The organism is Pseudomonas sp. OV546, from assembly GCF_900116845.1.
In the GTDB taxonomy this organism is placed as follows: Bacteria; Pseudomonadota; Gammaproteobacteria; order Pseudomonadales; family Pseudomonadaceae; genus Aquipseudomonas; species Aquipseudomonas petroselini.
The window spans coordinates 284,529-298,984 of the sequence record NZ_FPCE01000007.1; the positions used below are offsets into that span (position 1 = coordinate 284,529).

Annotated in this window: 14 protein-coding genes; 3 read left to right on the top strand and 11 right to left on the bottom strand. The window is 59.3% G+C overall.

Translation table 11 applies throughout. The features are described from left to right. Nucleotides 1–3: 3 nt before the first annotated feature. Both BM403_RS18090 and dapC read left to right on the top strand, forming a co-directional pair. Entirely contained in the window at nucleotides 4–2,706 is a 2,703-nt protein-coding gene (locus BM403_RS18090; RefSeq protein WP_093544033.1) for a [protein-PII] uridylyltransferase, read from the top strand. Between the two features lie 159 nt (nucleotides 2,707–2,865). After that, entirely contained in the window at nucleotides 2,866–4,062 is a 1,197-nt protein-coding gene (gene dapC / locus BM403_RS18095; RefSeq protein WP_093544035.1) for a succinyldiaminopimelate transaminase, read from the top strand. Between the two features lie 15 nt (nucleotides 4,063–4,077). Here dapC and BM403_RS18100 read toward each other — a convergent pair whose 3' ends face one another. Continuing rightward, entirely contained in the window at nucleotides 4,078–5,721 is a 1,644-nt protein-coding gene (locus BM403_RS18100; RefSeq protein ID WP_043204902.1) for a Na+/H+ antiporter, read from the bottom strand. A gap of 91 nt (nucleotides 5,722–5,812) precedes the next feature. Beyond that, nucleotides 5,813–6,139 (bottom strand): hypothetical protein, encoded by a 327-nt coding sequence (locus tag BM403_RS18105; RefSeq protein WP_139237989.1) that lies wholly within the window; start codon nucleotides 6,137–6,139, stop codon nucleotides 5,813–5,815. A gap of 82 nt (nucleotides 6,140–6,221) precedes the next feature. On the opposite strand from BM403_RS18105, the gene BM403_RS18110 reads away from it, so the two are divergent. After that, entirely contained in the window at nucleotides 6,222–6,581 is a 360-nt protein-coding gene (locus tag BM403_RS18110) for a hypothetical protein (protein WP_093544039.1), read from the top strand. On the opposite strand, the gene BM403_RS18115 is transcribed toward BM403_RS18110, so the two are convergent. The 9 genes from BM403_RS18115 to BM403_RS18155 all read right to left on the bottom strand — a co-directional run bounded on the left by BM403_RS18115 (nucleotide 6,562) and on the right by BM403_RS18155 (nucleotide 14,440). Next, nucleotides 6,562–7,080 (bottom strand): lysis system i-spanin subunit Rz, encoded by a 519-nt coding sequence (locus tag BM403_RS18115; protein WP_093544041.1) that lies wholly within the window; start codon nucleotides 7,078–7,080, stop codon nucleotides 6,562–6,564. The two genes, BM403_RS18110 and BM403_RS18115, sit on opposite strands and share 20 nt — an antisense overlap. Then, complete coding sequence (locus BM403_RS18120) at nucleotides 7,077–7,766, bottom strand: glycoside hydrolase family 19 protein (protein ID WP_093544043.1); 690 nt, start codon at nucleotides 7,764–7,766, stop codon at nucleotides 7,077–7,079. The genes BM403_RS18115 and BM403_RS18120 overlap by 4 nt, the downstream gene beginning before the upstream one ends. 74 nt (nucleotides 7,767–7,840) lie before the next feature. Further along, on the bottom strand, nucleotides 7,841–8,470 hold the full coding sequence (locus tag BM403_RS18125) for a hypothetical protein (protein WP_093544045.1): 630 nt from the start codon (nucleotides 8,468–8,470) through the stop codon (nucleotides 7,841–7,843). Further along, the gene (locus tag BM403_RS18130) at nucleotides 8,471–8,815 is read right to left on the bottom strand and encodes a hypothetical protein (RefSeq protein WP_093544047.1); all 345 of its coding nucleotides are present in this window, start codon (nucleotides 8,813–8,815) and stop codon (nucleotides 8,471–8,473) included. After that, nucleotides 8,812–11,904, bottom strand: a complete 3,093-nt coding sequence (locus tag BM403_RS18135) for a TipJ family phage tail tip protein (RefSeq protein ID WP_093544049.1) — start codon at nucleotides 11,902–11,904, stop codon at nucleotides 8,812–8,814. Before BM403_RS18135 ends, BM403_RS18130 begins: the two co-directional genes overlap by 4 nt. Before the next feature lie 60 nt (nucleotides 11,905–11,964). Beyond that, nucleotides 11,965–12,543: a tail assembly protein gene (locus BM403_RS18140; RefSeq protein WP_093544051.1), complete on the bottom strand. Its 579-nt coding sequence runs from the start codon at nucleotides 12,541–12,543 to the stop codon at nucleotides 11,965–11,967. Nucleotides 12,544–12,595: 52 nt separating this feature from the next. Further along, nucleotides 12,596–12,940: a hypothetical protein gene (locus tag BM403_RS18145; RefSeq protein ID WP_093544053.1), complete on the bottom strand. Its 345-nt coding sequence runs from the start codon at nucleotides 12,938–12,940 to the stop codon at nucleotides 12,596–12,598. Between the two features lie 42 nt (nucleotides 12,941–12,982). Next, complete coding sequence (locus BM403_RS18150; protein ID WP_093544055.1) at nucleotides 12,983–13,753, bottom strand: C40 family peptidase; 771 nt, start codon at nucleotides 13,751–13,753, stop codon at nucleotides 12,983–12,985. A gap of 3 nt (nucleotides 13,754–13,756) precedes the next feature. Then, complete coding sequence (locus tag BM403_RS18155; protein ID WP_093544057.1) at nucleotides 13,757–14,440, bottom strand: phage minor tail protein L; 684 nt, start codon at nucleotides 14,438–14,440, stop codon at nucleotides 13,757–13,759. Nucleotides 14,441–14,456: the final 16 nt, after the last annotated feature.

Sequence of the window (14,456 nt, forward strand, 5' to 3'; positions counted from 1 at the left end):
TCGATGCCCCAGGTGGATCCCGAACTCTTCGACCGCGGCCAGTTCCAGGCCGAACTGGCCCTGAAGGCGAGCCCTATCGCTGCGTTCAAGAAAGCTATCCGCCAGGCCCGCGAGGTGCTCGATGGGCGCTTTCGCAGTGGCCGGGATATCCGCCGGCTGATCGAGGACCGCGCCTGGTTCGTCGATAACATCCTGCAAAAAGCCTGGGAACAGTTCAGTTGGAGCGAAGACGCCGACATCGCCCTGGTGGCGGTCGGCGGCTACGGCCGTGGTGAGTTGCACCCCTACTCCGACATCGACCTGCTGATCCTGCTGGACAGCGCCGATCATGAGATCTTTCGCGATTCCATCGAGCGTTTTCTGACGTTGCTGTGGGACATCGGCCTGGAAGTCGGCCAGAGCGTGCGCTCGGTGGATGAATGCGCCGAAGAAGCCCGTGCCGACCTCACGGTGATCACCAACCTGATGGAAAGCCGTACCATCGCCGGCCCCGAGCGCCTGCGCCAGCGCATGCTTGAAGTGACCAGCACTGCACACATGTGGCGGAGCAAGGACTTCTTCCTGGCCAAGCGTGCCGAGCAAAAGGCCCGGCACCACAAATACAACGACACCGAATACAACCTGGAACCCAACGTCAAGGGCTCGCCGGGCGGGCTGCGGGATATCCAGACGATTCTGTGGGTAGCGCGTCGCCAGTACGGCACCCTGAACCTTCGCGCCCTGGCTGGCGAAGGCTTCCTGGTGGAGAGCGAAAACGCCCTGCTGGCCTCGTCCCAAGAGTTCCTCTGGAAAGTGCGCTACGCCCTGCACATGCTCGCCGGGCGCTCCGAAGACCGCCTGCTGTTCGACCACCAGCGCTCCATCGCCACCCTGCTGGGCTTTGAGGGCGAAGACGCGAAGACCAGCATCGAAAGCTTCATGCAGCAGTACTACCGGGTGGTCATGAGCATTGCCCAGCTCAGCGACCTGATCATCCAGCACTTCGAAGAAGTGATCCTGGCCCCCGAAGACGAGGCGCCGCCGCAACCGATCAATTCGCGCTTCCAGTTGCACGACGGTTACATCGAGGCGCGCAACGACAATGTATTCCGCCGCACGCCGTTCGCCATGCTGGAGATCTTCGTGCTGATGGCCCAGCAGCCGGAAATCAAAGGCGTGCGCGCCGACACCATCCGCCTGCTGCGGGAAAACCGTCACCTGATCGACGACGATTTCCGCAACGATATCCGTAACACCAGCCTGTTCATCGAGCTGTTCAAGTGCAAGATCGGCATCCACCGCAACCTGCGGCGCATGAACCGTTACGGCATCCTCGGGCGCTACTTGCCGGAGTTCGGTTTTATCGTCGGGCAGATGCAGCACGACCTGTTCCACATCTATACCGTGGACGCCCACACCCTGAACCTGATCAAACACCTGCGTAAGCTGCAGTACACCCAGGTGTCAGAGAAATTCCCGCTGGCCAGCAAACTCATGGCCAAGCTGCCCAAGCCCGAGCTGATCTACCTCGCCGGCCTCTACCACGATATCGGCAAAGGCCGGCATGGCGACCACTCAGAGATCGGCGCGGTCGACGCTGAAGCGTTCTGCCAACGTCACCAACTGCCGCTGTGGGACAGCCGCCTGATCGTCTGGCTGGTGCAAAACCACCTGGTGATGTCGACTACCGCCCAGCGCAAGGACTTGTCCGACCCGCAGGTGATCCATGACTTCGCCGGAATAGTCGAGGATGAAACACGCCTGGACTACCTGTACGTACTGACCGTTTCCGACATCAACGCTACCAACCCGACGTTATGGAACTCGTGGCGCGCCAGCCTGCTGCGCCAGCTCTACACCGAGACCAAGCGTGCCCTGCGCCGCGGCCTGGAAAACCCGGTGGACCGCGAAGAGCAGATCCGCCGCACTCAGAGCGCCGCCCTGGATATCCTCGTTCGCGGCGGCAACGACCCGGATGATGTCGAGCAACTGTGGTCGCAACTGGGTGACGACTACTTCCTGCGCCACACCGCCGGCGACGTGGCCTGGCACAGTGACGCGATCCTGCAACAGCCCGCCGATGGCGGCCCGCTGGTGCTGATCAAGGAAACCACCCAGCGCGAATTCGAAGGCGGCACGCAGATCTTCATCTATGCCCCCGACCAGCACGACTTCTTCGCCGTGACCGTGGCGGCCATGGACCAACTCAACCTGAACATCCATGACGCTCGGGTCATCACCTCCAGCAGCCAGTTCACCCTCGACACCTACATCGTGCTCGACACCGAAGGCGAATCCATCGGCGATAACCCGGTGCGGGTGAAGAAGATCCGCGAAGGCCTGACCGAGGCCCTGCGCAACCCGGACGACTACCCGACCATCATCCAGCGCCGGGTCCCGCGCCAGCTCAAGCACTTTGCGTTTGCGCCCCAAGTGACCATTTCCAATGACGCTCAGCGCCCGGTAACCGTGCTGGAGCTCAGCGCACCGGACCGCCCTGGCCTGCTGGCGCGGATCGGCGGGATTTTCCTGGAGTTCGATTTGTCACTACAGAATGCCAAGATTGCGACCTTGGGCGAGCGGGTGGAAGACGTGTTCTTCATTACCGATGCCGATAACCAGCCGCTGTCCGACCCGGAACTGTGTCGCCGCCTGCAGGACGCTATCGTCCAGCAATTGAGCGTGACCCAGGAACCTGGCGTGGAACTGACACGCCTGACTATCTAAAAAACAGGGCCCGTGTGGGAGGGGGCTTGCCCCCGATAGCGGTGGATCAGATAAAAATGCGTTGGCTGTCACACTGCAATCGGGGGCGAGCCCCCTCCCACATTTAAATGACTTCGCCCAGCAGACCGCATGTTTTCAACCGAATTGAACGAGACTTCCATGAACAACGCCCTGAACCAGCTGCAGCCTTATCCGTTCGAGAAACTGCGCGCCCTGCTCGGCAGCGTCACGCCGAACCCGGACAAACGCCCTATCGCGCTGTCCATCGGTGAGCCCAAGCATAAGTCCCCGACGTTTGTCGCCGAAGCGCTGAGCAACAACCTCGATCAAATGGCGGTGTACCCCACCACCCTGGGCATCCCGGCCCTGCGCGAGGCCATCGGCGCCTGGTGCGAACGCCGCTTTGACGTGCCCAAGGGCTGGCTCGACCCGGCGCGCAATATCCTGCCGGTCAACGGCACCCGCGAGGCGCTGTTCGCCTTCACCCAGACCGTGGTCAATCGCGGTGACGACGCGCTGGTGGTCAGCCCGAACCCGTTCTACCAGATCTACGAAGGCGCCGCGTTCCTGGCCGGGGCCAAACCGCATTACCTGCCTTGCCTGGATGCCAATGGCTTTAACCCGGATTTCGACGCCGTGACGCCGGACATCTGGAAACGCTGCCAGATCCTGTTCCTGTGCTCCCCCGGCAACCCGACCGGCGCGTTGATCCCGGTCGACACCCTGAAAAAACTCATCGCCCTGGCCGACGAATACGACTTCGTTATTGCCGCCGACGAGTGCTACAGCGAGCTGTACTTCGACGAGCAAACCCCGCCACCGGGCCTGCTCAGCGCCTGCGTCGAGCTGGGCCGCCAGCATTTCAAGCGTTGCGTGGTGTTCCACAGCCTGTCCAAGCGCTCCAACCTGCCAGGCCTGCGCTCCGGGTTCGTGGCCGGCGACGCCGACATCCTCAAGGGGTTCCTGCTGTACCGCACCTACCACGGCTGCGCGATGCCGGTGCAAACCCAGCTGGCCAGCATCGCGGCCTGGCAAGATGAAGCCCACGTGCAGGCCAACCGTGACCTGTACCGGGAAAAATTCGACGCCGTACTGGCGATCCTCAAGCCGGTGCTGGACGTACAAAGCCCGGATGGCGGGTTCTACCTGTGGCCAAAGGTAAAGGGCGACGATGCGGCCTTCTGCCGCGACTTGTTCGTCGAAGAACACGTGACCGTGGTGCCGGGCTCGTACCTGTCGCGGGAGGTGGACGGTGTCAATCCAGGCGCGGGGCGCGTGCGCCTGGCCTTGGTTGCGCCGCTGGGGGAATGCGTGGAAGCAGCTGAGCGGATTCGGGATTTCATTCAGCGGCGCTGATAAGCGCCTGACGGGTCATTTCAGATGTCCCAGATTCGCCTCACTCATATCCAACTCCGCCAATACCTCCCTCAAGACGTCATCACCAATCTGGTGATGACGGCTCAAGCTATACAACTCCAACCGCTGCGCCCGCAGCGCCTTGAGACGCAGCTTCCGCTCAAGCAGATCCATTTGCCGCGCCAGCGCCTGGGCTTCCGCCGAGTCGTTGAACACGTCCAGTTGATGGCGATACTCCGACATCAACCGTGCCTTCAACTCGGCGGCGAGTGCGGCTTGGGCAGCGTCCTGGGTTTCCGTTTCAACGGGCTCCTCGGCCTCCAGGGCATGAATCGCGGCAACGGCTGTTTTCTTCCAGGCTTCGCGGACTTCGTTATGACGCTTCTCATCCGGGCTTTTCTCAATGCCGCGCAACAACAGCGGCAACGCGATGCAAGCGGCGATCAACGACAGGAGGATCACCCCGGCGGCGATGAAGATCAGCAGGTCACGCTCGGGGAAATCCTGGCCCGGCGCCAACAGCAAGGGCACCGACATCACACCGGCCAAAGTGACCGCACCGCGCACACCCCCCACCGTCAACAGCCAGCAGGAGCGGGCTGTGGGCACCAGGGTCAGCTCGCTTTTCCCACGTAACCGCCGCAATAAACCCGACAGCCGCCAGATGCTCTGCACCCAGATAAACCGCAGCACCACCAGCACCAGGAAGATCGCGATCACATCCAGGCAGCGATAAAACAGCGTGGGCCACAGCGTCGGCTCATGACTGACCACGGCCTTGATGATGTCCGGCAGCTGCAGGCCCAGCAGCAGGAAAATCAGGCCGTTGAAGGCAAACTCCAACAACGACCACACGCTGCGATTGAGCAAGCGCGTACTGGTCTGGCGTGGCAGCAGGTCGAGCCAGCTTTGCATCATGCCCGCCGCCACCGCCGACAGGATGCCCGATGCGCCCAGGCGTTCGGCCAGCACATAGGCCGCAAACGGCAGCAGCAACATGAAGACCACGTGGGTGGCCGGATCATCCCAGCCCCGCGCAATCATCCAGGCGCGCAGACGGCCGACCAGCCAGCTGAGCGCCACACCGACAGCCAGGCCGCCGACCGCCACCAGGACAAAGGTCAGGCTCGCATCGGCCAGGGAAAACACCCCGGTCAGCGCCGCCGCCAGGGCGAACTTGAAGGTCACCAGGCCCGAGGCATCGTTCATCAGCGCCTCGCCTTGGAGCATATGCATCAGCGGCGTCGGCAAGCGGTTCTGGGCAATGGCCGACACCGCCACGGCGTCCGTCGGCGACAACACGGCCGCCAGGGCGAAGGCCACCGGCAACGGGATCGTAGGCAACAGCCAGTGAATGAAGTAGCCGGCACCGACCACCGTAAACAGCACCAGCCCCACCGCCAGCGTCAGGATCGGCCCACGCAGGCGCCATAACTCGCGCTTGGGCATGCGCCAGCCATCAGAAAACAGCAGAGGCGGCAGGAACAGAAACAGGAACAGCTCCGGGTCCAACGCCACATGCAACCCCAGCGTCGGCCAGGCCAGCAGGGCACCGGCGGCAATTTGCACCAGCGGTAACGGCAGAGGGATGATACGCCCGACCAGACGCGAAACGCTGACCAGCATCAGCAGGATAAGAACGGTGTAGGCGGTTTGCATAAAACAGGTTTCCCGGACAATCGACTTGCAACGACACACATCAGGCAACAAGTGGCCGTTGAAGTGCCATATTACCCGGCTATGTTAGCGGCTATGCCGCGCAGTGGCTTTTGCACAAAAGTCGCACAGCGCTGACGAGCGGCACCCAAACCCGCTGGTCGTGGCATAATCCGTGATCTTTCGTTTTAAGCAGCCCAAAGGGGGGCAATTCCTTGACCGCTTCAAGCAAAACGTTGCACCTTTTCGGCATCAAAGCCTGGGATGCCGCATAGAAAACGATCAAGGCCTTTAAAATCAAGGCCTTGATCCATAAAGCGCCATCAAAAAACACCCACTTTTGCGACTCTTCTAAACCCAATAAACATTGGTCCAAACGGTTGCGTTTTGGGGAAGATTTTCCCAGGGCCAATACCGCCACGGCGTTCTGCCGACGAACACCACTCCCAAATCCGCAATACCTCGATTACTGTATGTGCATACAGCATTTGAGTTTACCCACCATGAACATCGACGAAGACACCTCCACGTGGCTTGGCTGCCCCACGCCTCTTGAAATGTACCAACACCAGTGCGCCATGCTCGAGGACGAGCTGATCCAGACCCAGGCGATGCTGCGTAAGGCGCGGGCGAACGTCGCCGGCCTGGTGCAGATGAACGATTTGCTGGTCACCCGCAAGGCTATGGCCGAAACGGAACTCAGGCTGGCTATGGCAAACCTGAGTAGCGCGAACATCCACAACTCAGAAATGAGTAAAGAGATCATGGGCCTAAAGATGATCGCAAGTCAGAACGAGCATTTCCGGGTGGAAAACCAGCGGCTGCAGCTCGAGCTGAGGGTGCTCAAGGGGCCACAGCCCTGACGTACGCCTGGCAGGCCCGTAGTGCGATCAATCCTTGGTCGCCGGCATCGGTGATGGCGATAATTCGTTGAGCATGCGCTGGGTCAAGTTGGGCTCTACGGGCTGCATGAACCACGCCTGCGGCGCCGGGGGCGGTAGGCAAGTCGCAGCGACTGGCTGTGTCCGTGGCGTCGAGGAGAACTGACAGCCGCAGATCAGAAGTAGCAAGGCGATCGCGCAGGCGAGCCTGGTTGCGCTGGGCATCGGATAGCTCCTTGGTGTGTTGTTGATCCTGCGCGGCGAGCTGCTGCTCGGTGGCCAGGCGTTTATCCTGCTCTTTGCGGGCCTGGGCGGCGGCGGCATTGCTGATCGCGGCCAGGTCACCTTTGTGCAGGCCGGCCTGCATGGCGAGCTGCTCACCCATGCGCCAGTCCTGAATCTGCCAGGCCCCGCCAAAGCCGATGGCCAGAGCCAGCAGGAGTGCCAGCCCCAAGCCGATCAGCTTCTGTACGGGCGTCACGCCAGCACCTTCAGCGCCTTTTCGTACAGCGCCTGGCGATCAGCCTGACCATTCGGAACCTTGCCTCGCTGACCCGTGTTGATGACGCTCCCGATATCTTGAAACGCCCCATCATCGGCCAGGTCGTTTAGGCCGCGAGCATTCCAGAAGTGTGCAGCGGACATCGCCGCCCATTCCGGCTGCTCCAAGAGATCTGGCTCGGCGCGCAGATCAAGCTGCAAAGAAACGCCGGCGGCAATGTAGTTCGACTTGCCTGTAACCTGAATGAGGCCCCGCCCGCGATACTTCCATCCATCACCGGTGGCCGGCGACCCGTTGCCCATGCGCGAGGCGTATACGTTGTTCGCGATCTGTTCAGGCTTGCCAGCAAGGCTCAGCGCCAGGTCGTTTGGCTTGTTCCTTGCCCGGCCTTTTACGTTGACTTTCAGGTATCCACCATCCGCGGATGGCTCTGCATATCGGCCGGGCCAGGTATTGGCCAGGGCATCGGCGCTGTAGTTCAGGTTCTCGGACATGCGCGACAGTTGGCCTGACTCGTGCCCCACCTGGGCGATGAATGCCGCCTGGCGCCTGACTGTAGTGATGTCAAAGCGAAGCATGGCGCGGTTTAACGCAGGCAAAAAAATACCGACTCGAGGGCCGGCGTTCGGGAGGATCTGCAGCAACTGCTGCTGAGTAATAGGCATGGTGTCTCCTCAGGCGAAAAAATCCGCACATGGCGGCTAACTGTCCACACATTGTGCAAGGCTAAACAGCAAATTTAGGAAATTGGTTTTGCAAATACGATCGGAATATAAAAGCTAACAGAGTTGTTTACTCCGATGATGTAAGGCTCAAGCCTGTTATTTCCGTAATTCCAAACAACATAAAGCTTCGCAGCCCTAGTTGAGTTGCCACCAACATCCATTCCGATGTTATTAATCATCACAAAATCACCAGTATCCAAAGGCGAGTATGCCGTCCAGTTAGATCTAGTGGTTCCTTGACCAGTGTTACTAGAGCCGAGATAAGTCCAAGCTCTAATAGTTCTAGTGAATTGTGCACATGGTGTTCCACTATCAAACAGAAGACCTCCGGAACCGTTCCATAGCCTCAGTCCGTAAGTTGCCACTTCCCTCGATTTGAACGCGGCACAAAAATAGCTGCCTGCGCCCGATGACAGAAAGGAGAATCCTGTCCAATTCCCAGGGCCACCATTGATAGTGGTGTATTGCAGAGTGGTGGTGCCATCTGGACGAACAAAGACGAGGGGTGGCTCTTGGGTGGTGATAGCCGGAGAAAAAGTTGCGCCTCCCGAGTACCTCCCTGACTGCAAAACAACAAGCCGAGAGAACTCAGAATCGAGAGTTACTACATCGTTGACGTTCTTGAACTCTAACCCGAATGACATCTATCTGTCCTTCATAACGAGAAGTCTCTGAGGCCCCAATCCGTTGATGGCATTGAACGGCGCATCTCTATTTCCAAACCAAACCGTTACTCCACCATTATAAACTTCCGGCTCATACTGAATTGCATAGTTATTCTGAGCATTCGGATCTTGTGGATATGCGCCAATCGGAATGCAAACTGCGGAGTGCGTGGCGGGAGACACCCCCGGAATTGCAATGCTGATATATCTATTCCCCCCAGTTATAAACGCCACAACTACCGAGTAAATAATCCGCACCGTGAATGAGTTCTCATCGAGCTGCAACTTCCCTGTTGGCCCCCATATCCTCATGGCGAAACTCATGCCGTCAAATCTCCAAGCTGGACACGTTTCACATTGTTTTCGTCGTAGACCTTGATCGCACGATTCGTCATCGTCAGACGACCGCCGCCGGGTGCTGGCCCGTTAAACTCAAGATTCCCAGCTTTATCTAGACGCCAACCTTGAACTCCTGAAACGAAGTCGTCGGACTGTAAGGCCTGGCCGATCTTCAACATGGTTATGCTGCCGTCACGGATGAAGGCCGTATCGATGTACGCTGCGTTGTCCTGCACCACAAATGGATAAAAAACGTTCGTAGTATTTGGATCGACGATCGCGAACCGGCTTGCAGCAATTAACACCTGGCTGGTGATGATCCCCTCGTCGTTTTCGACGCCCACGCCAATACCTGCCAAGTACGGCTTTCCGTCTACGGTGAGCTGAGTTTTGATGCTGTACATCGCGGCCAGCTCAGTTTTCAACGCCTCGATTTCGATTTGGGCGCCGCCGCCGGTCTCGATCTTTTCCAGCAGGTGCTGACTCAGCTGCGTCTCCGAAATCTGGTCGGTCAGGTAATCAAGAATGGGGCCGGCATCCGAGGACGATTGGCCGTTAACCGGGCCGTAGAAAGCGCCCATGTTGCCGATACGATCCACCAAGCGCGCCCAGAAGAAGAAACGCTTGCCGGCGGCCAGGCCCATGATCGTCAGGTCTGTCTGCGGGTTCGCGTAATCGCCGAACTTGACTGCGCTGGCAATATCGGTGGTTTCGCTGTACCAGATTTCCGTGCGCTGCAAGTCAGCGGTGCTGAGGTCCTGAGGGATCGACCACTGCAGCTTTATGCCAAACACGATTGACTGGGCCGTGAACGAGGATACCGTCGGCGGTGGCGTGGTCTTCCCGTTCAGAATGGTCTCTGCCGAGGTGGCGAATACAGAGCCGATGTCGAGCGAGTTGATCGCGCGCACCTTGGCCACGTAACGCCCCGCGTAGATTCCGCTCACGTCAATCGACGTGGTGCCGGTGCGGCCCGCGAATATCCAATCCCCATCGTTCTTTCGCCAGTAAACCTCATAGGCGATTGCTGCTTCGGGCTTCTCCCAGGCAATCGTCATAACGCTGACGGCGCTGCCCTGGTCGACGAAGTGGTCATTGCTGACGGTAACGTTGCCCGGCGGCGGCTGTACGCTCGGTGGGATCACAGTCACTGGAGGCTGTTCAATCCTACTTCCGTTGTCGATCGCGCTGTATTTGCTGGAGTTATGGCGGACCGCGGTGATGCTGAACTTGATCTCGGTATCGGAGGAGTCCTCAACCACCGACATGACGCGGAACTGCTGCACCGCCAGCGTCGTCGAGTCGATTGCCCACATCGAATGCGTGGGCGGTAGATCTGCCAGCGGCTCGGCCAGTACCACTTGCTGCACATCCGACGGGAAGCCGGTCGTGTCCATCGTGATATTGCCATTGTCCCAGGTGATGCCTGTGCTATCCCAGGTCAGCGGGTAACCAACGGACTTGACCGCCCGGGAGACGGCCTTGCCGTTCGGCATAATCAGCGTGATTGTGTCGCCCGGGTACGCCGTCACATCCGCATCAAGGACGAGCGTATCCAGCGTCGACGAACGAAGGCGGCCTCCAATACGCCGGCCGGCCCGGTCATTGTCTGCAATCCGAATAATCTGCCCTGGCCGCGCCAGTGTGCCATCGAGGCCAACCGAGAACCCCACGCTCTCCGTCTCCAAGCGGTTAGTGAGCAGAGCCCACTTGCCGATGCGCTGGGCCTGGGCCTGGGATGTGCAGCCCGTAGCCGTAATTTCGGTCTGCTGAATACCGTATCGGCTGATCCCTACCTGATCATCAACATATTCGACCTTCTGCCGGTAGAAGTCTGTTGGGTCGTTCCAGCTCACCAGGGCGACGGTGTAGCGAGTCTTTTTCGAGGATCCGAAGTAGCTGAACTTGCCATCGATGACGTTGGCATTGGAATAGGTGTAGACCGGGTCCTCTGGCATATCGCAAATAGCTGTAACCGAACCGCCAGCCCAGTACGCCATCCCTCGGAATGCCGTGGATAGATCCTGCAGCACACGTAACGCGTCGGCGCGCACCGACAGGTACAGGTTGCAGGTGAAGCGTGGATGAGTGCCACCCTTGCCGTCCGGCACCAACTGATCGCAGTACTGGCCGATCCGGTAGAGCTCCCACTTGTCGACTTGGCCAGCGTTCAGCAGGTGCCCCAGTCCATAGCGAAAATGGAGCAGCAGGTCGTAGAAGATCCAGGCAGGGTTATCGGTCCATGCATTTTTGAAGCTGCCGTCCCAGACGCCAGAATAGATACGTGTTGCGGGGTCGTAATTGCTCGGGACCCGGATAATCCGCCCGTAGAGATCGAATGAGCGTGTCGGGATCGACTGGAACTGCGAAGCGTCAAACTGGAGGCCAATCGTCGCCGAACCCGGGTACCGCAGCTTCGCGTCAATCACCTCGGTGATTGCGTCGATGGTGGTCGTATCGGCGATTGCAGAACTGGTCGCGTTTGGCGTGGCCCTTACAACACGAACTTGCCACCCACTATTCGCTGGTGGCAGATCTACCCTGTGGGAGCGCTCGTATTTCGTGGAGGTTTTACCGGTGAACGACGAGACGACCATTGGTACATATGGGCCTCCGTCCGTGGATAGCTCGATCCGGTACTGGACCGTGTATCCGTTGGTGTCACCGTTCGATGTGTTTGTCTGCGCGAGACGGGGTACAGAAATACGGACACGCTCGGCCGAGAGCTGAAGGTTGGTAACGGCCCTCACCCATGGCTGGTCGTAACGAAGCTCTACGCCCACCCCCACCTCACTTTCCACCGCCGGGAAGCCAGGGATATGCGTCTGATCCTGGCTGCCGGTACGAACATCGAGCGTAACTCCACTGAAGTTCAGTGACCCGTCCGCATTGGCCAGCGGCGTTTCGCCAAGAAATACGGACCGCATGCCGTCCGCCAATCCAACAATCTCGCCCTCGCTAACCAGGTCGAGAATTCGTGCGTACGCAACGCTTTGCAGGTTGTCGGGAGCCTCAACTGACGGGCGCGGCTTGTCCTCGCCACCCTTGCTGCCGGCGATAGCTAAATTAGTCATGGCTTTCCTTCAGGCGAAAAAAAGCCCGCTCAATGGCGGGCCTAGTGGCGAGGTGGTGGTTTACATTTGGTCTTCGGAGTAAATGCCGGCGCTGATCACGGCGCTGCCAACGATCATTCGGCCATAAAGCAGCGGCACGGGATTACCCTGAACACTGGTGTTGACTGGACCATTAAAACTGTAACTGGGCCTATTGTTGGGGCTATCCTGAGTGCCGAGGCCTTTAGCTTGAGGGCTCAAAAGCTGAAGAGCACCGCCGGCGAATAGCGCGAATCCATAAGGTGCGAGACCAGGAAACCAGATACTGGCGACCAAAAGTACGGCGCCGAGAACCGTCTGCAGCAGGCCCGCACGCTTAGAGCCGGCGATTACCGGAACGATGCGAATCACATCCCGTCCGGTCGGCTTATTCATCTCCGTCTCTCCGATATTTTCTCGACCGTTAAAAACGGCGAATCTCAGACCTTTTTCGGCGCTTCCAAGCATGAACTTCTCGAAGCCAGGAAACTGCTTGAAATAGCCCATCACGTCTCGGAATCCACCACTTGTAGTCATGCGGTGTTCGCGCCCAAAAAGACGGGCCAGAGAGCCCGAGAGGAGAACCGTCTGCATTTTTTCTTCTGAGGTCGAACTACTCATTATTTCTCCGAGCAATAAAAAACCGCCCGAAGGCGGCTTTAGGTTCGATTAATCAAAGACACGATCTAACCGATGACTCGATAGCCTCGCGCCCCATCATCATGGACCATGCCATGCGCTGATAGAGAACGACAGTGCTCCCTGAGGAGGACTTATTGATCTCGAGAAGCTCATCAGCCATGTTGTTGCTCGCCACCAGCAGCCTATAACCGGTTTCCGTCTCAACCATCGAAGAGTCCGTCCTGGCCGCCTGCCACTTCGGGAATACGCAAAGAGCGTACGCCTTTGGGCTTTTGCTCGTACTTACCGTGATCGATGGCTTGTTTTTGGCAAGCTCGCTGGGACCAACACAGCCTGCAAGTATCAGCAAACTAAGGGCCGCGACAAAAATACGCATATCGTCAACTCCATGTGATTTGGCCAGACGATAACATTTTGATCAGGGCTTGGCGTCCCGATGCCGCCAGTATCCGACCGTCACCTCGGACCAGTATCCGCCGTACACGTCGCGCTTGCTGTCGCGGTTGTAGAGGTGGTGCAGAATCGACCCCGGCGCCGGGTAATGTTGAGGCTCGGTCTTCAGCACTCCGTCGGCCAGGTAGATCGCCGCGTGGTTGGGAACCGGTGAGCGGATCTGCATCAGAACCAGATCGCCGTGCTGCAGCGCCGACACCTTTTCGAACCCGGCGGCCGGCAAGTTGTCCAGGTACAGGTTGCCACCCTTGTCCCACCAGCCATCCTCGCGCTCGTAATTTCCAAGATCAATACCCATCTCCCGACGGTAGAAGTCGAGGATGATGCTCAAGCAGTCGCTGATGCCGTGGGCAAAGGCCCGACCAATCAGCGGGGCCTCGTAACCGACCGGCGCGAAACTCACCAGCTCGCCGGAGCGCACCACGTCGTCATCTCCCTTTCGCACTTCCAAGATATGCCACGGCAGCCCCGATGCCTCGCAAGAGATGCGATCGGCTTCGCTGGGCGCTGCTGGATAGTCAGGGTGGCTGTGCACCACTGCCAGGATCGCGCCAAGGTCCTCGGCGCCGGCGTAGTCCTCCGGCGCCAGGCGGAAATGCTCGCTGGGCGTCGAGGCTGTGTTGCGGCACGGCACATAGATTTCCTTGCGACCTTCACGCACAAGCAGGCCGCAGCATTCCCGCGGATACTCTGCGAGGGCGTGAGCCTCTATCGCTGCTTTGCTTGCTTTGTTCATGGGTTAAGCCCTGATCAGGCCGGCGGCCGGGAAGGATCCGTACGAGAGCGGGTTGTTTGCGCCGAAGCGAAGCTTGCAGCTGGTGAGCCGCCCGCCGCACTTATCCTTGGCAGCGTCGGTCACAATGATATCGTTCTCGTCCGCCACCGGCGGCCCGTTGTACCCGCAGTAGGGGCCACGGTACCCGCCGCAGGACAGCCACCAACAAACGTTGGCCACGATCTGGCGTCTGGGCAGCTGAACACCCTGGAAATCCAAGGCAGAAGCCAACTCGAACTGCACGATCTCGCTGTCCTCCGATGACTTGCGCTCGACGTACCAGATGTCCGGCGGCAACTCCTCCTCAGGATCTGCCTCGGGCTGCCCATCCAGGTATTTACCCAGAGTGCGGTGGCGAATGAGCTTCGCCCCCACCAGATCCTCGAAATACAGCACCAGGGCGGTGATAAAGCCGCCAACGTTGCCGACCGAAAGCGTGGGGGTTGGCTGCGCGCCCTGACCGGTCATCTCGAAGCCACCGGCTTTGATCGGCCACGGCGAGTACTCCAGGCCCTGCCAGAAGATCGAAGATTCCTGCGGGTACCCGTGGAACCGGTAAAGCTCAGCTCCCAGCGACGTGGCGTCGAGCTCAAATAGCTCCACCCAGGCGCCGGGCTCCAGGGTCTGGATATCGGCTGTGATCGGCATGAAGGTTTCCTCAGGC